This is a genomic window from Streptomyces sp. NPDC003943 (assembly GCF_053605265.1).
The window spans coordinates 1-20,174 of the sequence record NZ_JBSGIW010000028.1 but is presented as its reverse complement, the minus strand read 5'-3'; the positions used below and the strand labels follow the sequence as shown (position 1 = coordinate 20,174).

Sequence of the window (20,174 nt, the reverse complement as noted above, 5' to 3'; positions counted from 1 at the left end):
CATGCGACCCCCTCGGTTTGCCCGCCACGCCCCCTGGGCACCACCCGCCACGCCCCCTGGCACCATGCCGCGTCCCCTGGGCACCACCTCGCCGCACCGCCCGAGCGCCACCCGCCGCACCCCGCTGGGCACCCCCGCCGCACTCCGCGGGGCACCGCCCGCCGGCACCCCGCTGGGCACCGCCCCGGTGTCACCCCCTCCTGAGCAGCCGCGAGGCCCCCGCCGCCACCGTCGTCGCGAGCACCCAGCCGGCCAGGACCAGCGCCGTCGACGCCCACTGCCAGAAGCCCTGGAGGCGCCAGGCGCCGACCTCGCCCAGATCGATCACCGGCAGCAGCAGGTCCAGCGCGTACAGCGCCGCGCTCCAGTGCGGCGCCTCGTCCGCCTTCAGCGGCACGGGCGTGTAGTGCGAGAAGGCGAACGTGCCCGCCGCCCACAGCACCGCCATCCACAGCGCCGCGCGTCCCGGCCGGTAGCCGTAGGCCACGGCCAGGTCCTGCACATAGCCCCACAGCTTCGCGCCCACCGGCAGCGTCTCCCGGCGCCGCCGCTGCTTGGCGAGCAGCACCTCGCGCGCGTCCGCGTCCTCGCCGCTGTTGCGCAGCACGGCCGCCAGCCGCTCGTACGGCTCCGGCGCGTACTCCGGAGTGGCCGCCGCGACCCACTCCAGGCGCCGGGCCAGCGGGAAGTGCCCGTACGGCACCAGCGTCTCGTAGACGAAGCCGCCCATCGCGAGCCCGCCCGGGCCCGGCCAGCTGCTGGACAGGTCGATCAGCGTCACCACCTTCGCCCCGTTGAGCACCACCCGGCCCTCCTCGGGGCGCTCCCCGTTGAACCGCAGCTCCGGTGTCACTATCCGGCGCAGCGACAGCTCCTCGCGGCGCGAGCCGTCGAGCAGGAAGCGGGCGTAGTGCAGGTCGACCGAGTCGCCGAAGCGGCCGTCGTCCAGCCGCACCCCGCCGTGGCACTCGACCGGTTTGCGCCGGGCGCCCTGCGCCGGCGTGACCCCGTACGGCGGCGTGGCCGTCGAGTTCCCCGAGCTCTCGTACACCCATGCCGCGTTCAGATAGAGCGTGCGCTCCACCGTCAGCTGCGGCGCGTTCAGCGCGCGGCGCTGCTGGGCGCCGCGCAGCACGCTGCCGCGCAGGCTCAGCGAGACGCCGACCCGCGCCCCGCGCAGGCTCAGCTCCCCGTACGTCTCGATCAGCTCGGCCTGGAAGTCCTGGGCGACCACCATGCCGTCCGCCGTGATGGCGCGGCCGCGCCGGTCCGGCCACACCCGGATCTGGTTGATCAGCAGGTCCGTGCCGATCTGGGCGTCCGTGAGCCGGATGCCCCGCTCGACCCGGCAGCGCGGCAGATGCAGATCGCCCGCCGTGTGCAGCCGGGCCGCCTCCAGCCGGGGTATCGCGCACTCGACCATCCGCAGCGTGCCGAACTTGGCCTCCGGCAGCACCACCTCGTGGTCGAAGCGGCAGCCGTTCAGCTCCACGTACGGCCCTATCTCGCCGCCCGCCAGATTGAGCACCCCGGTGATCCGCACCCCGCGCAGCTTCAGCGCGGCGACCCGCCCGGCCCGCGCCGGCGGGCCGTCGAGCAGCAGCAGCGCCACCACGTCCGCCCGCACGCTGCGCTCCTCGCCCCACACCTCCCGCACCGCGAACGGATCGTCCCGCTCCGCGACCCCCTCCCGCAGATCGCATGTCCTGCCCACCCGGAACGCGCTCCACATCACGCGCTCGGGCCCGGTCAGGTCCTCCGGCATCCCGTCGTCCTCGCGCGGCTCGGTCACTGCCGCCCCCTCGCTTTCCACGATTCCGCTTTCCCGGATTCGTACAGCCGTTCTTCCCGCTGTGTGACGGACTGAACGCTAACGGTCAGCTGTGGCGACAAGACGCCAGTGGTGCGTATCAGACGGCAGAGCGGTTCGTATCAGCCAGTGATACGGGAGTCCGGCCCTGAGGGCCGTCTGAGAGAATTGACCCGTGATTTCTCGAATCGATCTGCGTGGCGACGCCCTCCCCGAGGGTTCCGCCCTGCGCGACCTGCTGCCCCGTGCCGAGTTCGACGTGGAAGCCGCCCTGGAGAAGGTGCGGCCCATCTGCGAGGACGTACGGCATCATGGCGCGGCGGCGGTGATCGACTACGGGGAGAAATTCGACGGCGTCCGCGTCGCGGGCCTGCGCGTTCCGGCCGAGGCCATCGCCCGTGCCCTCGACGAGCTCGACCCGGCCGTCCGCGCCGCCCTCGAAGAGTCCATCCGGCGCGCCCGCATGGTCCACCGCGAGCAGCGCCGCACCACCCACACCACCCAGGTCGTGCCCGGCGGCACGGTCACCGAGAAGTGGATCCCGGTCGAGCGCGTCGGCCTGTACGTGCCGGGCGGCCGCTCCGTCTACCCGTCCTCCGTCGTGATGAACGTCGTCCCGGCCCAGGAGGCCGGCGTCGAGGGCATCGCCGTCTCCTCGCCGCCGCAGCGCGAGTTCGGCGGCCTGCCGCACCCGACGATCCTCGCCGCCTGCGCCCTCCTCGGCGTCGACGAGGTGTACGCGGCCGGCGGCGCCCAGGCCGTCGCCATGTTCGCGTACGGCACCGAAGGCACCGCCGACGAGCCCGGCTGCGCCCCGGTCAACCTGGTCACCGGCCCCGGCAACATCTACGTCGCCGCCGCCAAGCGCCTCCTCAAGGGCCGCATCGGCATCGACGCCGAGGCCGGCCCGACGGAGATCGCGGTCCTCGCGGACGCCACCGCCGACCCGGTGCACGTCGCCGCCGACCTGATCAGCCAGGCCGAGCACGACCCGATGGCCGCCTCCGTCCTCGTCACCGACTCCGAGGAGCTCGCCGAGGCCACCGAGGCCGAGCTGAAGACCCAGGTCGCCGCCTCCAAGCACGTCGACGACCGGATCGTCCCCGCCCTGGCGGGCCGGCAGTCCGCGATCGTCCTCGTCCGCGACCTGGCGGACGGACTCAAGGTCGTCGACGCCTACGGCGCCGAGCACCTGGAGATCCAGACCGCCGACGCCGCCGCCGTCGCCGACCGGGTCCGCAACGCGGGCGCGATCTTCGTCGGCCCCTGGGCGCCGGTCTCCCTCGGCGACTACTGCGCGGGCTCCAACCACGTGCTGCCCACCGGCGGCTGCGCCTGCCACTCCTCGGGCCTGTCCGTGCAGTCCTTCCTCCGCGGCGTCCACATCGTGGACTACACCCGCGACGCCCTCGCCGAGGTCGCCCACCACGTGGTGACCCTCGCCGAGGCGGAGGACCTGCCCGCGCACGGCGCCGCCATCAAGGCCCGCTTCGGTTGGAAGGTGCCGGACAGCAAGTGACCGACAAGAACGACAGCACCATCGGGATCGACGACCTGCCGATCCGCGACGAGCTGCGCGGCAAGTCCCCGTACGGCGCGCCGCAGCTCGACGTGCCCGTCCAGCTGAACACCAACGAGAACCCCTACCCGCTGCCCGAGCCGCTCGTGGCCCGGATCGCGGAGCGGGTCGCCGAGGCCGCCCGCGGCCTCAACCGCTATCCCGACCGGGACGCCGTCGAGCTCCGCACCGAGCTGGCCCGCTACCTCACCCGTACCGGCAAGCACCCGGTCTCCCTGGAGAACGTCTGGGCCGCCAACGGCTCCAACGAGGTCCTCCAGCAGCTGCTGCAGACCTTCGGCGGCCCCGGCCGCACCGCGATCGGCTTCGAGCCCTCGTACTCGATGCACGCCCTGATCGCCCGCGGCACCGGCACCGGCTGGATCTCCGGTCCGCGCAAGGACGACTTCACCATCGACGTGGCGGCGGCCGTCAGCGCGATCGCCGAGAACGCGCCGGACGTCGTCTTCGTCACCTCCCCCAACAACCCCACCGGCACCGCCGTCGAGGCCGCGACCGTCCTCGCCCTCTACGAGGCCGCCCAGGCCGCCAGGCCCGGAGCCGGAGCCCTCGTCGTCGTCGACGAGGCGTACGTGGAGTTCAGCCACCGGGACTCGCTGCTGCCCCTCATCGAGGGCCGCCCGAACCTGGTGGTCTCCCGGACCATGTCCAAGGCGTTCGGCGCCGCGGGCCTGCGCCTCGGCTATCTCGCCGCCCACCCCGCCGTGGTCGACGCCGTCCAGCTGGTCCGCCTGCCGTACCACCTCTCCGCCGTCACCCAGGCCACCGCGCTCGCCGCCCTGGAGCACACCGACACCCTCCTCGGGTACGTCGAGCAGCTCAAGGCCGAGCGCGACCGGCTGGTCGCCGAGCTGCGCGCGACCGGCTACGAGGTCACCGAGTCCGACGCCAACTTCGTCCAGTTCGGCCGCTTCGACGGAGCCGAGGGCTCCCACACGGCCTGGCGGAAGATCCTCGACCGGGGCGTCCTGGTCCGGGACAACGGCGTACCGGGCTGGCTGCGGGTCACCGCCGGCACCCCCGAAGAGAACGACGCGTTCCTCGACGCGGTTCGTGAGCTGAAGAAGGAGCAGAACGCATGAGCCGCGTAGGCCGCGTTGAGCGCACCACCAAGGAGACCTCCGTCGTCGTCGAGATCGACCTCGACGGCACCGGCAAGGTCGACGTGTCGACCGGGGTCGGCTTCTACGACCACATGCTCGACCAGCTCGGCCGGCACGGTCTGTTCGACCTGACCGTGAAGACCGACGGCGACCTGCACATCGACACGCACCACACCATCGAGGACACCGCCCTCGCCCTCGGCGCCGCCTTCAAGCAGGCCCTCGGCGACAAGGTCGGCATCTACCGCTTCGGCAACTGCACCGTCCCGCTGGACGAGTCGCTCGCCCAGGTCACCGTCGACCTCTCCGGCCGCCCCTACCTGGTGCACACCGAGCCCGAGAACATGGCGCCGATGATCGGCTCCTACGACACGACGATGACCCGGCACATCCTGGAGTCCTTCGTCGCCCAGGCGCAGATCGCCCTGCACGTCCACGTCCCGTACGGTCGCAACGCGCACCACATCGTCGAGTGCCAGTTCAAGGCGCTCGCCCGGGCGCTCCGCTACGCCTCCGAGCGCGACCCGCGCGCCGCCGGCATCCTCCCCTCCACGAAGGGCGCGCTGTAACCGTGAACGGCCTCTCCACCGTCCTCATCGTCGTCGGCCTCTTCCTCCTCGGCGGCGTCTACTCCTTCGTCAAGCAGAAGCAGTCCAAGAGCCTCGTCGGCGTGCTCGCCTTCGGCTCCGCGATGTGCCTCGCGGCCGGTCTCCTGCGCCTGGACGTGTGGTCATGACGACGACCGGAACCTCCAAGAAGGTCGTGGTCTTCGACTACGGCTTCGGCAACGTCCGCTCCGCCGAGCGGGCCCTCGCCCGGGTCGGCGCCGACGTCGAGATCACCCGCGACTACGACCGGGCCATGAACGCCGACGGACTGCTCGTCCCCGGCGTGGGCGCCTTCTCCGCCTGCATGCAGGGCCTCAAGGAGGCCCGCGGCGACTGGATCGTCGGCCGCCGGCTCTCCGGCGGACGGCCCGTCATGGGCATCTGCGTCGGCATGCAGATCCTCTTCGCCCGCGGCATCGAGCACGGCGTCGAGACCGAGGGCCTCGACGAGTGGCCCGGCACGGTCGAGCCGCTGAACGCGCCCGTCGTGCCCCACATGGGCTGGAACACCGTCGACGCGCCCGCCGGCAGCGAGCTCTTCGCCGGTCTGGACGCCGACGCCCGGTTCTACTTCGTGCACTCCTACGCGGTCCGCGACTGGACCCTGGAGATCGGCAACACCACCATGCGCCCCCCGAAGGTCACCTGGGCCACCCATGGCGAGCCCTTCGTCGCCGCGGTGGAGAACGGCGCCCTCTGGGCGACCCAGTTCCACCCCGAGAAGTCCGGCGACGCCGGCGCCCAGCTCCTCACCAACTGGATCGGAACCCTGTGACCGTGTCGCCCACAAGCCTGCTCGAACTCCTCCCCGCCGTCGACGTCCGCGACGGCCAGGCGGTCCGCCTCGTCCACGGCGAGTCCGGCACCGAGACCTCCTACGGCTCCCCGCTGGAGGCCGCCCTCGCGTGGCAGCGCGCCGGCGCCGAGTGGCTGCACCTGGTCGACCTGGACGCCGCCTTCGGCACCGGCGACAACCGGGACCTGGTCCGCCAGGTCACCGAGGCCATGGACATCAAGGTGGAGCTCTCCGGCGGCATCCGCGACGACGCCTCGCTCGCCGCGGCCCTCGCCACCGGCTGCACCCGCGTCAACCTGGGCACCGCCGCCCTGGAGACCCCCGAGTGGGTCGCCAAGGTCATCGCCGAGCACGGCGACAAGATCGCCGTCGGCCTCGACGTGCGCGGCACCACGCTCAAGGGCCGCGGCTGGACCCGCGACGGCGGCGACCTCTACGAGACGCTGGCCCGCCTCGACGCCGAGGGCTGCGCCCGCTACGTCGTCACCGACATCGCCAAGGACGGCACCCTCCAGGGCCCCAACCTGGAGCTGCTGCGCAACGTCTGCGCCGCCACCGACAAGCCCGTCGTGGCCTCCGGCGGCGTCTCCTCCCTGGACGACCTGCGCGCGCTCGCCGGCCTCGTGCCGCTGGGCGTCGAGGGCGCGATCGTCGGCAAGGCGCTGTACGCGAAGGCGTTCACCCTCGAGGAGGCGCTGGAGGCGGTGGCTTCCGCATGAGCGACGCGCTGAGGAAGGTGGTGACGGGCGCTCCCTGGGAAGAGCAGTTCGGCTACTCCCGCGCGGTGGAACTGCCGAACGGCACGGTGCTCGTGTCCGGCTGCACGTCGGTCGTCGGCGGCGCCATCGCCGACGGCGGCCCGTACGAGCAGGCCATGAACTCCTTCAACGTGGCCTTCGACGCCCTGAAGCAGCTGGACCTGGGCCCCGAGCACGTCGTGCGGACCCGGATGTACATCACCCACGCCCGGGACGTGGAGGAGGTCGGCCGCGCCCACAAGGAGCTGTTCGACGCCGTCCGCCCCGCCGCGTCGATGATCATCGTCTCCGGCTTCGTCGACCCGCGCCTCGTCGTCGAGGTCGAGGTCGAGGCGTACCGACCGGACTTCACCGAGGGAGGTGCGGCATGAGCCTCGCCGTACGCGTGATCCCCTGCCTGGACGTGGACAACGGCCGGGTCGTCAAGGGAGTCAACTTCCAGAACCTGCGGGACGCCGGCGATCCCGTCGAGATGGCCAAGCTGTACGACGCCGAGGGCGCCGACGAGCTGACCTTCCTCGACATCACCGCCTCCTCCGGCAACCGGGAGACGACCTACGACGTGGTGCGCCGCACCGCCGAGCAGGTCTTCATCCCGCTCACCGTGGGCGGCGGCGTCCGCTCCGCCGAGGACGTCGACAAGCTGCTGCGGGCCGGCGCCGACAAGGTGGGCGTCAACACGGCCGCCATCGCGCGCCCCGAGCTGATCCGCGAGATCGCCGAGCGCTTCGGCCGCCAGGTCCTGGTGCTCTCGGTCGACGCCCGCCGTACGGCCTCCGGCTCGTTCGAGGTGACGACGCACGGCGGCCGCAAGGGCACCGGCATCGACGCCGTCGAGTGGGCGCACCGGGCCGCCGACCTGGGCGCCGGCGAGATCCTGCTCAACTCGATGGACGCGGACGGCACCAAGGACGGCTACGACATCGAGATGATCGCGGCCGTGCGCAAGCACGTCACCGTGCCGGTCATCGCCTCCGGCGGCGCCGGCAAGCTGTCCGACTTCCCGCCGGCCATCGACGCGGGCGCGGACGCGGTGCTGGCCGCCTCCGTCTTCCACTTCGGCGATCTGCGCATCGGCGAGGTGAAGCAGACGCTGCGGGAGACGGGCCACGAGGTCCGCTGACCGTCGTTCCGCTTTTCTGCAGTTCGATGAAGGGCCCTCTCGGGGGCCCTTCTCCTTCCCCGGATGCACAGCTTTATTTGTGCAATTTCAATTGCGCAAGTTTTCTTTCGCATCTACGGTCGTGGACATGACCTCGCAGGAACACCGCCGCATCGACGACCTGGGCACCCTCAAGGCCATCGCGCACCCGCTGCGCATGCGCCTCTACCGCGCCCTCTTCGTCGCCCGTACCGCCACCGCCTCGCAGCTCGCCGAGCAGGTCGACGAGGCCGTGTCGCTCGTCAGCTACCACCTGCGCAAGCTCGCCGAGCACGGCCTCATCGAGGAGGCCGAGGCGCAGTCCGCGGACGGGCGGGAGCGCTGGTGGCAGCCCAGCTCGTACGGCTTCACCATCCACGAGGAGGACATCCAGGGCGCCCCCGAACTCGCCGCCGCCGGCGCCGCCTTCGGCCGCACCGTCGCCGAGCAGCGCACCGAGATGCACCGCCGCTTCCTCGACGAGCGCCTCACCTGGTCCGAGGAGTGGCGCTCCGCCGCCGTCAGCTCCGAGTGGCTGCCGCGCCTCACCGCCGCCGAGCTCGCCGCCCTCGGCAAGGAGCTCGACGCGCTGCTGAGGAAGTACGACCAGGCGGCCCGCGCCGCCGAGGCCGCAGGCGACACCGAGGGCCGCGAGAACGTCGCCGTCCACCTCCACGGCTTCCCCTACCGGGGCTGAGCACGATGACCACGACCGCCCCGGCGGCCACCCTCGCCGCCCGCCCCGCCCATCGCGACCCCCAGGTCCTGCGCTGGCTCGGCGCCTTCACCGCCTCCACCCTCGGCGACAGCGTCTACTACCTCGCCCTCTCCTGGGCCGCCGTCAGCAACGGCACCCCCGCCCAGGCCGGCCTCGTCATGACCGTCTCCGCCGTCCCGCGCGCCCTGCTCATGCTGTTCGGGGGAGTGCTCGCCGACCGGCTCGGCCCGCGCCGGGTCGTCATCGGCTCCGACACCGTCCGCTGCCTGGTCGCCCTCGGCCTCGCCGCGGCCCTGTTCCTCGCCGCCCCCGGCCTGTGGCTCCTGGCCGCCGTCGCCCTCGTCTTCGGCGCCGTCGACGCCCTCTTCCTGCCGGCCGTCGGCGCCCTGCCGCCCCGGATCGCCGCCCGCGACCAGCTCGCCCGCGTGCAGGGCATGCGCGGGATCGCGTACCGCATGGGCGCCGTCCTCGGCGCCCCGCTCGGCGGCCTCGCCGTCGCTCTCGGCGGCTCCGCCGGCGCCTTCACGGTCGCCGGCCTGCTCTTCGCGCTCTCCCTGCCCCTGCTGTGCGCGCTGCAGCTCCGCGCGCTGCCCTCCGAGGGCGCCACGGCCGAAGGCACCGCCCTGCGCGACCTCGCCGACGGGCTCCGCTATCTGCGCGGCCACCGCGTCCTCGGCCACCTGATGGTCGTCGTACTCCTCAGCGACCTCGGCTTCGTCGGCCCGCTCAACGTCGGCCTCGCCATCCTCGCCGAACAGCGCGGCTGGGGCGCCTCCGGCATCGGCTGGGTGCTCTTCGGCTTCGGTGCGGGCGCGGGCGCCGCCTCGCTGCTCCTGACCGTGTGGGGGCGGGTCCCGCGGGCCGGAGCCGTCAGCGGCTGGACCATGGTGCTCGGCGCGGCCTCGATCGGCGCCCTCGCCTACGTACCCCTGCTGCCGGTGGCCGTCGGCGTCGCCCTGTCCATCGGCCTGCTCGCCGGCCTCTCCGGGGCGCTGTGCAACGCCCTCGTCCAGACCGAATGCGATCCCGCGTACCTCGGCCGGGTCTCCGCCGTGTCCAGCCTCTGCTCGCTCGGTCTCGCCCCGCTGAGCTTCCCGCTCACCGGCGCCGCCATCGGCCTCTGGGGCCCCGGGCCGGTCTTCACCGCCAGCGCCGCGATCTGCGCGCTGAGCGGCGTGTACGCCCTGCTGGTCCCGGCCCTGCGCAAGGCCGAACTGCCCAGGACGTAGGGCCTGTCCGGCGGATCAGGGTCGGACAGGCCCTGGCTCAGATCCCCAGCTGCTTCGTCGAGTGCAGCCGCTCCACGGCCTCCGGCTCGCCGTCCAGCTCCACCTTCGCCGCGTCCTGCCGCCCGAACAGGAACATGGTCAGCTCGCCCGGCTCCCCGGACACCGTCACCACCGGCGCGCCGCGGTGCGCCACCACCGTCTGCCCGTCCGGGCGGCGCAGCACCAGGCCCACCGGCGCCTTCCGGCCGAGCAGCCGCGCCGACTTCTCCAGGCGCGACCACAGGGCGTCCGCGAACACCGGGTCGAGCGGGCGCGCCGACCAGTCCGGCTGCGCCCGGCGCACGTCCTCGGCGTGGACGTAGAACTCGACGACGTTCGCGCCCTCGTCCACCTGCTTGATCGTGAACGGGGACAGCTTCGGCGGACCCGTACGGATGAGCTGGACCAGCTCCTCGTACGGCTTCTCGGCGAACTCCGCCTGCACCCGGTCGAGCCGCGCCTTCAGCGCCGGCAACGGCACCACCGCGCCCGCCGCCGCGTCCGGCCGGCGCTCCCGCACCACCACGTGCGCCGCCAGGTCCCGGGTCCGCCACCCCTCGCAGAGCGTCGGCGCGTCGGGTCCGGCCGCCTCCAACAGGTCGGCGAGCAGAAGCCGTTCACGCTTGGCATGGGTCGACATGACCGCCAGCGTACGACCCGTGCGGCCGGTCCGCCCAGCGGGCACCGCCCCGTCGTCCGCCCCACGGCCGCGCCGGCACCGGTCGCCGTCCGCCCGCGACCGACCGCCGACCGGACCTACCGGTCCGTCCTGTGGACGCACCCCCGGACAACACCCACGGTCACGCACAATGGCGAAATGAGCAGCAGCACGCCGCCCCGGACCTCCAGCGACCTCGACCCGGCCATCGCCGAGCGCCTCAAGCGCAGCGCCGACGGCCTGGTCCCCGCCATCGCCCAGCAGCACGACACCGGCGAGGTGCTCATGCTCGGCTGGATGGACGACGAGGCGCTGCACCGCACCCTCACCACCGGCCGCGCCACCTACTGGTCCCGCAGCCGTCAGGAGTACTGGGTCAAGGGCGACACCTCGGGCCACGTCCAGCACGTCAAGGCCGTCGCCCTCGACTGCGACGCCGACACGCTGCTCGTCAAGGTCGACCAGGTCGGCGCCGCCTGCCACACCGGCACGCGCACCTGCTTCGACACCGACGTGCTCCTCGCGGCCGAGTAGGGTCTGGCGCCATGGATCTCGAGACCTTCCGCAAGCTGGCGGCCGACCGCCGCGTCATCCCCGTCAGCCGCAGGCTCCTCGCTGACGGCGACACTCCGGTCGGGCTCTACCGCAAGCTCGCCGCCGAACGCCCCGGCACCTTCCTGCTCGAATCCGCGGAGAACGGCCGCAGCTGGTCCCGCTACTCCTTCATCGGCGTCCGCAGCGACGCCACCCTCACCGTCAGGGACGGCGAGGCGCACTGGCTCGGCACCCCGCCGGTCGGCGTCCCCGTCGCCGGCGACCCGCTCGCCGCCCTGCGCGCCACCGTGGAGACCCTGCACACCCCGCGCGACCTCTCGTCCGGGATGCCCCCGTTCACCGGCGGCATGGTCGGCTACCTCGGCTACGACATCGTGCGCCGCCTGGAGCGCATCGGCGAGCACGGCACCGACGACCTGAAGCTGCCCGAGCTCACCATGCTGCTCACCAGCGACCTGGCCGTCCTCGACCACTGGGACGGCTCGGTGCTCCTGATCGCCAACGCGATCAACCACAACGACCTGGAGACCGGCGTCGACGAGGCGTACGCGCACGCCGTCGCCCGCCTCGACGCGATGGAGGCCGACCTGGCCCGCCCCGTCGCCTCCACCCCGGTCGCGCTGCCGGAGTCCGCCCTGCCCGAGTTCTCCGCGCTCTGGGGCGGCCCGGCCTACCAGGACGCCGTCGAGGACATCAAGGAGCGCATCCGGGCCGGCGAGGCCTTCCAGGTGGTGCCCTCGCAGCGCTTCGAGACGCCCTGCACGGCCTCCGCGCTCGACGTCTACCGGGTGCTGCGGGCCACCAACCCGTCCCCGTACATGTACCTCTTCCGCTTCGAGAACGGCTTCGACGTCGTCGGCTCGTCGCCCGAGGCCCTGGTCAAGGTCGAGGACGGCCGCGCGATGGTCCACCCCATCGCCGGCACCCGGCACCGCGGCGCCACGCCGCAGGAGGACCACGACCTCGCCGAGGAGCTGCTCGCCGACCCCAAGGAGCGCGCCGAGCACCTCATGCTCGTCGACCTCGGCCGCAACGACCTGGGCCGGGTCTGCGAGCCCGGCTCCGTCGAGGTCGTCGACTTCATGTCGGTCGAGCGCTACTCGCACGTCATGCACATCGTCTCCACCGTGACCGGCAAGGTCGCCGAGGGGAGGACCGCCTTCGACGTCCTCACCGCGTGCTTCCCGGCCGGCACCCTCTCCGGGGCGCCCAAGCCGCGCGCGATGCAGATCATCGAGGAGCTCGAGCCGTCCCGGCGCGGCCTGTACGGCGGCTGCGTCGGCTATCTCGACTTCGCCGGCGACTCCGACACGGCCATCGCCATCCGTACCGCCCTGCTGCGCGACGGAACGGCGTACGTGCAGGCCGGAGCCGGTGTCGTCGCCGACTCGAACCCGGTCGCCGAGGACAACGAGTGCCGCAACAAGGCGGCGGCGGTGCTCCGCGCCGTCCACACCGCCAACCGGATGACGGCGAACGTCACCACGGGTTGACCGCGACCGGATGAGTCGCCGCCGGGTCGGTAGGGGATAGTGGGGTATGTGAGTGCCGTACCCGTACCCCAGCCCCGAGCCGCCCGTCCGGGCGGCGCCGCCTCCTCCGGCGCCCGCCGCAGCCTGGCCGTGGCCCTGCTGCTCGGCGCCCTCGGAGCCACCGTCGTACTGCTCTCCGCCGGCCAGAAGTGGGCCGAGGGCACCGCGGCCGTCGGCGGCGGCTCCGTCCCCGTCACGGCCGACGGCGGCGCCGTCACCGGCGTGCCGACCGCCCTCGCGATCGTCGGCCTGGCCGCGCTCGTCGCCGTCTTCGCCGTCCGCCGGGCCGGCCGCACCCTGGTCGCCGCCCTGCTCGCCCTGAGCGGCGCGGGCGCGGCCCTCGCCGCCGTCCTCGGCGCCTCCGACAGCGACGCGCTGAACGCGGAGGCGGCCAGGGTCAGCGGCAACACCGCGGCCGCCGTCGGCGGCCTCAGCCACACCGTCTGGCCGTACGTCGCCGCCGCCGGCGCCCTGCTCATCCTGGTCGCCGGGCTCTTCGCGCTGCGCTTCGGCAAGTCCTGGCCCGCGATGGGCGGCCGCTACGAGCGTTCCGGCGCCCCGCGCCCCGCCCGCCGCGGCCGGGCCGCCGCCGTCGACCCCGAGCGCCCCGAGGATCTGTGGAAGGCCCTCGACCGCGGCGAGGACCCGACGCACGGCGACTAGGTGCGACGACGGAGGCAGCTCCTTCGGTGCGACGCGTGATCGTTCGGGCACCCCGATTCACCGCCGCGGCCGCATGTGCGGAACAATGAGACGTCACTGAGACGTCACCACCGAGCAACATCAACGAGGAGCAACTCATGGCGGGCAGCGCCCACGGACACACCCCGGCCGCCTGGACCGGTGTCATCATCTCCTTCATCGGCTTCTGCGTCGCCGGAGTCTTCATGGTGGCGGCGAACGGTCCGGGTTTCTGGGCCGGCATCGGTGTCATCCTCCTCGGCGGTGTCGTCGGTGGCGCGATGAAGATCGCGGGCCTCGGCATGCCGAAGGAGTCCGCCGCCGTCGTCGCCGCCCGCGAGGCCGCGACCGCCCGCGTCCTGGAGCAGAGCCGCGCCTGAGGCACCGGATCGCTCGGAAGGCGCAGTCCCGCGACGCGGGGCTGCGCCTTCGCGCGTCTACGGCGACAATCACCGGGTGGACCCGAACCCGACGGCGGCGGCCGTACCCGAGCCCGTAGGCCCCGCGTACGAGTCGTACCCGGCGCACGGGGCGTACGAGGCGCACGCGCAAGACGTGGCGGCTCACGCGGCGCACGCCGCGCAGGCTCAGCACGGGGCGCACGCAACACACGCGCCGTCCGCGGCGTACGCGCCGCCCTACGCAGCGCACGCGCCGTATCCGCCGCACGCGCCCTACGGCCTCCCTTCGCCGCCCAGGCCGACGGCCCGGCGGCTGCTCGCGCCGCTCGGCGTGCTCGCCGGGGTCGCCGCGGCCTTCGCGTACGTCGGCACCGTCGACCCGGGCGAACCGGGGCACTACCCGGTCTGCCCGCTGCTCCGCTTCACCGGCATCTACTGCCCCGGCTGCGGCGGCCTGCGCAGCGCCCACGCCTTCGTTCACGGAGACCTCGGCGCCGCCCTCGGCTACAACGCCCTCGCCGTCGTCGGCTACGGGGTCTTCGCCGTCGTCATGTCCCTGTGGCTGATTCGTGCCATCCGGGGCATTCCCATGCGACTCGCGATCTCCCCGGCCTGGTGGTGGGCGATCGGTGCGGTTCTGGGGGCATTCACCCTCGTACGAAACCTCCCCTTCGGCTCCGCGCTCGCCCCCTGACCAGCGCGGGAAGTCCCAGCAAATGGGACGCGGCTCCAATCGATGCGGGTCCGGGGCCCACCTGCGGATACCATCGACCTGGCTGAACCGTGTTCATCGAATCCCGGAAGGGGGCCTCTCGCGTGAGTGTGCTCGACGAGATCATCGAAGGCGTGCGCGCCGACCTCGCAGAGCGGCAGGCGCGGGTCTCCCTCGACGAGCTCAAGGAGCGCGCCGCAAAGGCGCCGCAGGCCAAGGACGGTGTCGCCGCGCTGCGCGGCGACGGCGTCAAGGTGATCTGCGAGGTCAAGCGCTCCAGCCCGTCCAAGGGCGCACTCGCCGCCATCGCCGACCCGGCCGGTCTCGCCGCCGACTACGAGGCGGGCGGTGCCGCCGTCATCTCCGTCCTCACCGAGCAGCGCCGCTTCGGCGGCTCGCTGGCCGACCTCGAAGCCGTACGGGCCCGGGTCGACATCCCGGTCCTGCGCAAGGACTTCATCGTCACCGCCTACCAGCTCTGGGAGGCCCGGGCGTACGGCGCGGACCTCGCGCTGCTCATCGTCGCGGCCCTGGAGCAGGAGGCCCTCGTCTCCCTCATCGAGCGCGCCGAGTCCATCGGGCTCACCCCGCTCGTCGAGGTCCACGACGAGGAGGAGGTCGAGCGGGCCGTCGACGCCGGCGCCCGCATCATCGGCGTCAACGCCCGCAACCTGAAGACCCTCAAGGTCGACCGCTCCACCTTCGAGCGCGTCGCCCCGGAGATCCCGGCCGGCATCGTCAAGGTCGCCGAGTCCGGCATCCGTGGCCCGCACGACCTGATCGCGTACGCCAACGCCGGCGCCGACGCGGTCCTGGTCGGCGAGTCCCTGGTCACCGGCCGCGACCCCAAGGCCGCCGTCGCCGACCTGGTCGCCGCCGGCGCCCACCCGGCCCTGCGCCACGGGCGGGGCTGACCCGGCATGTACCTCCGCCTCCGTCACGACACGCCGCACGTACCGGGCCCCAGCGCCCGGTGCGCCGCGGACGTGCGCGCCGACGGAGGCGACCGCCGCCACGCCCCGCTCGCCCGCGGCTGCCGCCCGCGCGGCTGCCGCGCGCCCGCCCGCCGCGTCCACGGCCGCCGGGTGCGCTATGTGATCGGCGACGAGCCGGGCCAGGTCAACGGCATGCGATGGCGCGCGCGCCGAGCGCGCACTCTCACGTACAGCACCCAAGCCTGAGCCGCCGCCCCTATGGGGGCGACGCCCACGTGCATGCCTCGCCCGCCGTCCCGCGCCTTTCGCCCCTCCGTGTGGGCATTCGTTCCGCTGGGGCGGAACGGGTGGGCACACGGGACGGCGCGCTCGGCGGCGCCTCCGCCCCTTGTGCCTGGACCCGCACCACGACCGCGTGGCCGTCGGGGCGGGCGTCAACGCGCGAGGAGCCTGGGCCCGGCACGGGGCGTCGTCCCGTTGTGTCCACCCGTCCTGCCCTGCGGGACGATTGCCCACGACGGGGGTGGCGAAGCCCCGCGCGGCCCACCGCGCGACCGGCCAGGCGGGCCGGCTCGCCTGGCGGAGGTCCCGACGGGTCGGGCGCGTCGCCCGGGCTCGGCGCGGGCACGCCCAGGTGGCGGCTGCCGTACGTGAGTGGCACGCGCGCATACCGTGACCATCAACCCACGTCACCCGGGGCACCCGCCCCGCGAGGAGCGCATCCGCATGTCCAGCGAGTTCTTCATTCCCGACCCGGAGGGTCAGATCCCCACCGCCGAGGGCTACTTCGGCGCCTACGGCGGCAAGTTCATCCCGGAGGCCCTCGTCGCCGCCGTCGACGAGGTCGCCGTCGAGTACGAGAAGGCCAAGAACGACCCGGAGTTCGCGCGCGAGCTCAACGACCTGATGGTCAACTACACGGGCCGCCCGAGCGCCCTCACCGAGGTGCCGCGGTTCGCCGAGCACGCCGGCGGCGCCCGCGTGTTCCTGAAGCGCGAGGACCTGAACCACACCGGCTCGCACAAGATCAACAACGTGCTCGGCCAGGCGCTGCTCACCAAGCGCATGGGCAAGACCCGGGTGATCGCGGAGACCGGCGCCGGCCAGCACGGCGTCGCCACGGCCACCGCCTGCGCCCTCTTCGGCCTCGACTGCACCATCTACATGGGCGAGATCGACACCCAGCGCCAGGCCCTCAACGTCGCCCGCATGCGCATGCTCGGCGCCGAGGTCGTCGCGGTGAAGTCCGGCAGCCGCACGCTGAAGGACGCCATCAACGAGGCGTTCCGCGACTGGGTCGCGAACGTGGACCGCACCCACTACCTGTTCGGCACGGTCGCGGGCCCGCACCCGTTCCCCGCCATGGTCCGCGACTTCCACCGGGTGATCGGTGTGGAGGCCCGCCGCCAGATCCTGGAGCGCGCGGGCCGGCTGCCCGACGCGGCCGTCGCCTGCGTCGGCGGCGGTTCCAACGCCATCGGCCTGTTCCACGCGTTCATCCCGGACGCCTCCGTCCGCCTGATCGGCTGCGAGCCGGCCGGCCACGGCGTCGAGACCGGTGAGCACGCGGCCACCCTCACGGCCGGCGAGCCGGGCATCCTGCACGGCTCCCGCAGTTACGTCCTGCAGGACGACGAGGGCCAGATCACCGAGCCGTACTCGATCTCCGCGGGCCTCGACTACCCGGGCATCGGCCCGGAGCACTCCTACCTCAAGGACAGCGGCCGCGGCGAGTACCGCGCCGTCACCGACGACGCCGCCATGCAGGCGCTGCGCCTGCTCTCCCGTACGGAGGGCATCATCCCGGCCATCGAGTCGGCGCACGCCCTCGCCGGCGCCCTGGAGGTCGGCAAGGAGCTCGGCCCTGACGGGCTGATCGTCGTCAACCTCTCCGGGCGTGGCGACAAGGACATGGACACCGCCGCCCGCTATTTCGGGCTGTACGACACCGACGCAGAGGTGGCCGCGGACGCCGCCGACATCGCCGAGATCGAGGGGGACGCGAAGTGACCGGCGCTGCATCCACCAGGGGCAACATCCAGCTCCTGAGCGACACCCTGGCCAAGGCGAAGGCCGAGAACCGGGCCGCGCTCATCGCCTACCTCCCGGCCGGCTTCCCGACCGTCGACGGCGGCATCGCCGCCATCAAGGCCGTCTTCGACGGCGGCGCCGACGTCGTCGAGGTCGGTCTGCCGCACAGCGACCCGGTCCTCGACGGCCCGGTCATCCAGACCGCCGACGACATCGCGCTGCGCGGCGGCGTCCGGATCGCCGACGTCATGCGCACGGTGAAGGAGGCCCACGAGGCCACCGGCAAGCCGGTCCTCGTGATGACCTACTGGAACCCCATCGACCGCTACGGCGTCGAGCGCTTCACCGAGGAGCTCGCCGCGGCCGGCGGCGCCGGCTGCATCCTGCCGGACCTGCCGGTCCAGGAGTCCGCGGTGTGGCGCGAGCACGCCACCCGGAACGGGCTCGCCACGGTCTTCGTGGTCGCGCCCAGCAGCAAGGACGAGCGCCTGGCCACCATCACCGAGGCCGGTTCCGGCTTCGTCTACGCCGCCTCGCTGATGGGCGTCACCGGCACCCGCGAGTCGGTCGGCGAGCAGGCCGCCGACCTGGTCCGCCGCACCCGGGACGCCGACGCCGGCGAGCTGCCCGTCTGCGTCGGCCTCGGCGTCTCCAACGCCGCCCAGGCGCGCGAGGTCGCCGGCTTCGCCGACGGCGTCATCGTCGGCTCCGCCTTCGTCAAGCGGATGCTCGACGCGGACGGCGACGAGGCCGCCGCGCTCGGTGCCGTAAGGGAACTGGCGGCCGAACTCGCCGAGGGCGTGCGCCGCACCTCGTAACCCATACGGGTGGATTCGTCACCGGGGAGGCACGCGCGTGCCTCCCCGGTTCGTTGCTGTGGGCGTGAGCGAGAAGAACCGAGACGGAAGCCAGAGCGCGCGGGAGCGCCTCAGGCACCAGCGCGAGCGCGACAAGGCCCGCGAGAAGCAGCGACGTGTCCTCATCGTGTCGGCCGCGGTCGTCGGTGTCCTCGGCCTGGCCGCGGTCGTCGGCGTGATCGCCGCCAACAGCGGGGGCAAGGGCACCTCCGACAAGGCCGGTCCCGTCGTCGAACCCACCGGCGCCATCCCCGGCGACAAGCCCGCCATCCCGCAGGGCCGCCCGGACGCCCCGTCCACGCTCACCGTCTGGGAGGACTTCCGCTGCCCCGCGTGCGCCCAGTTCGAGAGCGTCATGCGCGACAGCATCCACCAGCTGGAGGCGTCCGGCGCCCTCAAAGCCCAGTACCACCTGGTCACCCTGATCGACGGCAACCTCGGCGGCAGCGGTTCGCTGCGCGCCGCCAACGCCGGGGCCTGCGCGCAGGACGCCGGGAAGTTCACGGCGTACCACGACGTGCTCTACAAGAACCAGCCGCAGGAGACGGACGACGCCTACGCGAAGAACGCCAAGCTCATCGAGCTCGCCGCGCAGGTCCCCGGCCTCGACACGCCCGCCTTCCGCGCCTGCGTCGAGGACGGCACGCACGACAGCTGGGTGAAGAAGTCGCAGGACGCCTTCAAGAAGAGCGACTTCACCGGCACCCCGTCCGTTCTGCTCAACGGAGAATCGATCTTCCCGCAGAAGGGGAACGAGCAGATCTCCCCGGAGAACCTGAAGAAGTGGGTCGCCGAGGCCAACAAGGGCAAGCAGTCGGGCACCGCCTCTCCGGCCGCCGGATCCCCCGCCCGCCACTGACGTCCCTCAGGTAGTTACGGAGAAGTTGCCGGGCTGGCTGCCGCACGGCCCGCCCGGCAGGGTAGCGTCGGTGTTGCCATGGACCTTGCCTACATTCCCAGCCCGTCGACCGGCGTGATCCACCTCGGACCGATCCCGCTGCGCGGCTATGCCTTCTGCATCATCATCGGTGTCTTCGTCGCCGTCTGGCTCGGCAACAAGCGCTGGATCGCCCGGGGCGGCACCGCCGGCACCGTGGCCGACATCGCCGTCTGGGCGGTGCCCTTCGGCCTCGTCGGCGGCCGGCTCTACCACGTGATCACCGACTACCAGCTGTACTTCAGCGAGGGTGAGAACTGGGTCGACGCCTTCAAGATCTGGGAGGGCGGCCTCGGCATCTGGGGCGCCATCGCGCTCGGTGCCGTCGGCGCCTGGATCGGCTGCCGCCGCCGCGGCATCGCGCTCCCGGCGTACGCGGACGCGATCGCGCCCGGCATCGCCTTCGCCCAGGCCATCGGCCGCTGGGGCAACTGGTTCAACCAGGAGCTGTACGGCAAGCCGACCGACCTGCCGTGGGCGCTGAAGATCACCGAGGGCCCCAACCGCGAAGCCGGCCTCTACCACCCGACCTTCCTGTACGAGTCGCTGTGGAACGTCGCCGTCGGCTTCCTCGTGATCTGGGCCGACCGCCGCTTCAAGCTGGGCCACGGCCGCGCCTTCGCCCTGTACGTCGCCGCGTACTGCTCCGGCCGCGTCTGGACCGAGTACCTGCGCATCGACGAGGCGCACCACGTCCTCGGCCTGCGCCTGAACGTGTGGACCGCGATCGTCGTCGGCCTGCTCGCCGTGGTGTACATGATCGTCTCGTCGAAGCTGCGCCCGGGCCGCGAGGAGGTCGTGGAGCCGCGGAAGGCGACCGCCGAAGCCGAGTCCGCCGAGGGTGACGACGGCGCCGAGGGCGTCAAGGGTGCCGAGGGCAAGGCGGACGAGTCCGCGGAGGACAAGGCCGTCGGGGACCGGTCCCCGGAGGACTCCGAGGCCGAGGACACGGCCGACGACACGGACGACGCCGAGGCCGGCGAGGAGACCGCCGCCAAGGAGAAGGACGGCGCCGGGAACGGAGCCGGTGCGGGCGGTCGCTGACCCGCGCACGGAGGACACACGGCGGAGGCCCGCCGGGACCAGTCGGTCCC

The 20,174-nt window shown here is 73.0% G+C and carries 23 protein-coding genes; 21 read left to right on the top strand and 2 right to left on the bottom strand.

Annotated features, from left to right (window positions below; genetic code table 11):
* Positions 1 to 190: 190 nt before the first annotated feature.
* Positions 191 to 1,792, bottom strand: coding sequence for an oxidoreductase (locus tag ACWEV0_RS14510; RefSeq protein ID WP_453149595.1), 1,602 nt, complete (start codon positions 1,790 to 1,792; stop codon positions 191 to 193).
* A 193-nt stretch (positions 1,793 to 1,985) separates the two neighbouring features.
* Between ACWEV0_RS14510 and hisD the strand changes: the two genes are divergently transcribed.
* From hisD to ACWEV0_RS14460, 10 genes are all read left to right on the top strand, one after another.
* A complete protein-coding gene (gene hisD / locus ACWEV0_RS14505) occupies positions 1,986 to 3,329 on the top strand; it encodes a histidinol dehydrogenase (RefSeq protein ID WP_453149593.1) in 1,344 nt (447 codons plus the stop codon).
* Positions 3,326 to 4,471 carry a histidinol-phosphate transaminase gene (locus ACWEV0_RS14500; RefSeq protein ID WP_453149591.1) on the top strand — a complete coding sequence of 382 codons (1,146 nt, stop codon included), beginning with the start codon at positions 3,326 to 3,328 and terminating at the stop codon, positions 4,469 to 4,471. The genes hisD and ACWEV0_RS14500 overlap by 4 nt, the downstream gene beginning before the upstream one ends.
* Positions 4,468 to 5,061, top strand: a complete 594-nt coding sequence (hisB, locus tag ACWEV0_RS14495) for an imidazoleglycerol-phosphate dehydratase HisB (protein ID WP_389216254.1) — start codon at positions 4,468 to 4,470, stop codon at positions 5,059 to 5,061. The genes ACWEV0_RS14500 and hisB overlap by 4 nt, the downstream gene beginning before the upstream one ends.
* Positions 5,062 to 5,063: 2 nt before the next feature.
* A complete protein-coding gene (locus ACWEV0_RS14490) occupies positions 5,064 to 5,228 on the top strand; it encodes a hypothetical protein (RefSeq protein ID WP_451606860.1) in 165 nt (54 codons plus the stop codon).
* Positions 5,225 to 5,875, top strand: a complete 651-nt coding sequence (gene hisH, locus ACWEV0_RS14485; protein WP_453149589.1) for an imidazole glycerol phosphate synthase subunit HisH — start codon at positions 5,225 to 5,227, stop codon at positions 5,873 to 5,875. The genes ACWEV0_RS14490 and hisH overlap by 4 nt, the downstream gene beginning before the upstream one ends.
* Before the next feature lie 2 nt (positions 5,876 to 5,877).
* The gene (gene priA / locus ACWEV0_RS14480; RefSeq protein ID WP_453149587.1) at positions 5,878 to 6,615 is read left to right on the top strand and encodes a bifunctional 1-(5-phosphoribosyl)-5-((5-phosphoribosylamino)methylideneamino)imidazole-4-carboxamide isomerase/phosphoribosylanthranilate isomerase PriA; all 738 of its coding nucleotides are present in this window, start codon (positions 5,878 to 5,880) and stop codon (positions 6,613 to 6,615) included.
* Entirely contained in the window at positions 6,612 to 7,025 is a 414-nt protein-coding gene (locus ACWEV0_RS14475; protein WP_453149585.1) for a RidA family protein, read from the top strand. Before priA ends, ACWEV0_RS14475 begins: the two co-directional genes overlap by 4 nt.
* Positions 7,022 to 7,777 carry an imidazole glycerol phosphate synthase subunit HisF gene (gene hisF, locus ACWEV0_RS14470; protein ID WP_403798194.1) on the top strand — a complete coding sequence of 252 codons (756 nt, stop codon included), beginning with the start codon at positions 7,022 to 7,024 and terminating at the stop codon, positions 7,775 to 7,777. The genes ACWEV0_RS14475 and hisF overlap by 4 nt, the downstream gene beginning before the upstream one ends.
* Before the next feature lie 127 nt (positions 7,778 to 7,904).
* Positions 7,905 to 8,492: an ArsR/SmtB family transcription factor gene (locus ACWEV0_RS14465; protein WP_453149583.1), complete on the top strand. Its 588-nt coding sequence runs from the start codon at positions 7,905 to 7,907 to the stop codon at positions 8,490 to 8,492.
* Positions 8,493 to 8,497: 5 nt separating this feature from the next.
* A complete protein-coding gene (locus ACWEV0_RS14460; protein ID WP_453149582.1) occupies positions 8,498 to 9,742 on the top strand; it encodes an MFS transporter in 1,245 nt (414 codons plus the stop codon).
* Between the two features lie 37 nt (positions 9,743 to 9,779).
* Here ACWEV0_RS14460 and ACWEV0_RS14455 read toward each other — a convergent pair whose 3' ends face one another.
* A complete protein-coding gene (locus ACWEV0_RS14455) occupies positions 9,780 to 10,421 on the bottom strand; it encodes a TIGR03085 family metal-binding protein (RefSeq protein ID WP_453149580.1) in 642 nt (213 codons plus the stop codon).
* Positions 10,422 to 10,598: 177 nt separating this feature from the next.
* Here ACWEV0_RS14455 and hisI point away from each other — a divergent pair, with 177 nt between their 5' ends.
* The 11 genes from hisI (at position 10,599) to lgt (ending at position 20,124) form a co-directional block, all read left to right on the top strand.
* On the top strand, positions 10,599 to 10,973 hold the full coding sequence (hisI, locus tag ACWEV0_RS14450; protein WP_453149578.1) for a phosphoribosyl-AMP cyclohydrolase: 375 nt from the start codon (positions 10,599 to 10,601) through the stop codon (positions 10,971 to 10,973).
* A gap of 11 nt (positions 10,974 to 10,984) precedes the next feature.
* Complete coding sequence (locus ACWEV0_RS14445) at positions 10,985 to 12,487, top strand: anthranilate synthase component I (protein WP_453149576.1); 1,503 nt, start codon at positions 10,985 to 10,987, stop codon at positions 12,485 to 12,487.
* A gap of 39 nt (positions 12,488 to 12,526) precedes the next feature.
* On the top strand, positions 12,527 to 13,189 hold the full coding sequence (locus ACWEV0_RS14440) for a TIGR02234 family membrane protein (RefSeq protein WP_453149574.1): 663 nt from the start codon (positions 12,527 to 12,529) through the stop codon (positions 13,187 to 13,189).
* A 137-nt stretch (positions 13,190 to 13,326) separates the two neighbouring features.
* A complete protein-coding gene (locus ACWEV0_RS14435) occupies positions 13,327 to 13,587 on the top strand; it encodes an HGxxPAAW family protein (protein WP_453149572.1) in 261 nt (86 codons plus the stop codon).
* Between the two features lie 175 nt (positions 13,588 to 13,762).
* The gene (locus tag ACWEV0_RS14430) at positions 13,763 to 14,302 is read left to right on the top strand and encodes a DUF2752 domain-containing protein (RefSeq protein ID WP_453149662.1); all 540 of its coding nucleotides are present in this window, start codon (positions 13,763 to 13,765) and stop codon (positions 14,300 to 14,302) included.
* Positions 14,303 to 14,424: 122 nt separating this feature from the next.
* A complete protein-coding gene (gene trpC, locus ACWEV0_RS14425) occupies positions 14,425 to 15,234 on the top strand; it encodes an indole-3-glycerol phosphate synthase TrpC (RefSeq protein ID WP_451606849.1) in 810 nt (269 codons plus the stop codon).
* 6 nt (positions 15,235 to 15,240) lie between these two features.
* Complete coding sequence (gene trpM / locus ACWEV0_RS14420) at positions 15,241 to 15,501, top strand: tryptophan biosynthesis modulator TrpM (protein ID WP_453149570.1); 261 nt, start codon at positions 15,241 to 15,243, stop codon at positions 15,499 to 15,501.
* Between the two features lie 480 nt (positions 15,502 to 15,981).
* Entirely contained in the window at positions 15,982 to 17,265 is a 1,284-nt protein-coding gene (gene trpB / locus ACWEV0_RS14415) for a tryptophan synthase subunit beta (RefSeq protein WP_453149569.1), read from the top strand.
* Positions 17,262 to 18,104: a tryptophan synthase subunit alpha gene (gene trpA, locus ACWEV0_RS14410; RefSeq protein WP_453149567.1), complete on the top strand. Its 843-nt coding sequence runs from the start codon at positions 17,262 to 17,264 to the stop codon at positions 18,102 to 18,104. The genes trpB and trpA overlap by 4 nt, the downstream gene beginning before the upstream one ends.
* 64 nt (positions 18,105 to 18,168) lie before the next feature.
* Positions 18,169 to 19,002: a DsbA family protein gene (locus tag ACWEV0_RS14405; RefSeq protein WP_453149565.1), complete on the top strand. Its 834-nt coding sequence runs from the start codon at positions 18,169 to 18,171 to the stop codon at positions 19,000 to 19,002.
* Positions 19,003 to 19,080: 78 nt separating this feature from the next.
* Positions 19,081 to 20,124: a prolipoprotein diacylglyceryl transferase gene (gene lgt / locus ACWEV0_RS14400; protein ID WP_453149563.1), complete on the top strand. Its 1,044-nt coding sequence runs from the start codon at positions 19,081 to 19,083 to the stop codon at positions 20,122 to 20,124.
* The last annotated feature ends 50 nt before the right edge of the window (positions 20,125 to 20,174 follow it).

Coding starts and splice junctions, on each gene's coding strand:
- hisB (WP_389216254.1), top strand. CDS start 4,468: ATGAGCCGCGTAGGCCGCGTTGAGCGCACCACCAAGGAGACCTCCGTC.
- hisH (WP_453149589.1), top strand. CDS start 5,225: ATGACGACGACCGGAACCTCCAAGAAGGTCGTGGTCTTCGACTACGGC.
- ACWEV0_RS14475 (WP_453149585.1), top strand. CDS start 6,612: ATGAGCGACGCGCTGAGGAAGGTGGTGACGGGCGCTCCCTGGGAAGAG.
- hisF (WP_403798194.1), top strand. CDS start 7,022: ATGAGCCTCGCCGTACGCGTGATCCCCTGCCTGGACGTGGACAACGGC.
- ACWEV0_RS14465 (WP_453149583.1), top strand. CDS start 7,905: ATGACCTCGCAGGAACACCGCCGCATCGACGACCTGGGCACCCTCAAG.
- ACWEV0_RS14460 (WP_453149582.1), top strand. CDS start 8,498: ATGACCACGACCGCCCCGGCGGCCACCCTCGCCGCCCGCCCCGCCCAT.
- ACWEV0_RS14455 (WP_453149580.1), bottom strand. CDS start 10,421: ATGTCGACCCATGCCAAGCGTGAACGGCTTCTGCTCGCCGACCTGTTG.
- hisI (WP_453149578.1), top strand. CDS start 10,599: ATGAGCAGCAGCACGCCGCCCCGGACCTCCAGCGACCTCGACCCGGCC.
- ACWEV0_RS14445 (WP_453149576.1), top strand. CDS start 10,985: ATGGATCTCGAGACCTTCCGCAAGCTGGCGGCCGACCGCCGCGTCATC.
- ACWEV0_RS14435 (WP_453149572.1), top strand. CDS start 13,327: ATGGCGGGCAGCGCCCACGGACACACCCCGGCCGCCTGGACCGGTGTC.
- trpM (WP_453149570.1), top strand. CDS start 15,241: ATGTACCTCCGCCTCCGTCACGACACGCCGCACGTACCGGGCCCCAGC.
- trpB (WP_453149569.1), top strand. CDS start 15,982: ATGTCCAGCGAGTTCTTCATTCCCGACCCGGAGGGTCAGATCCCCACC.
- lgt (WP_453149563.1), top strand. CDS start 19,081: ATGGACCTTGCCTACATTCCCAGCCCGTCGACCGGCGTGATCCACCTC.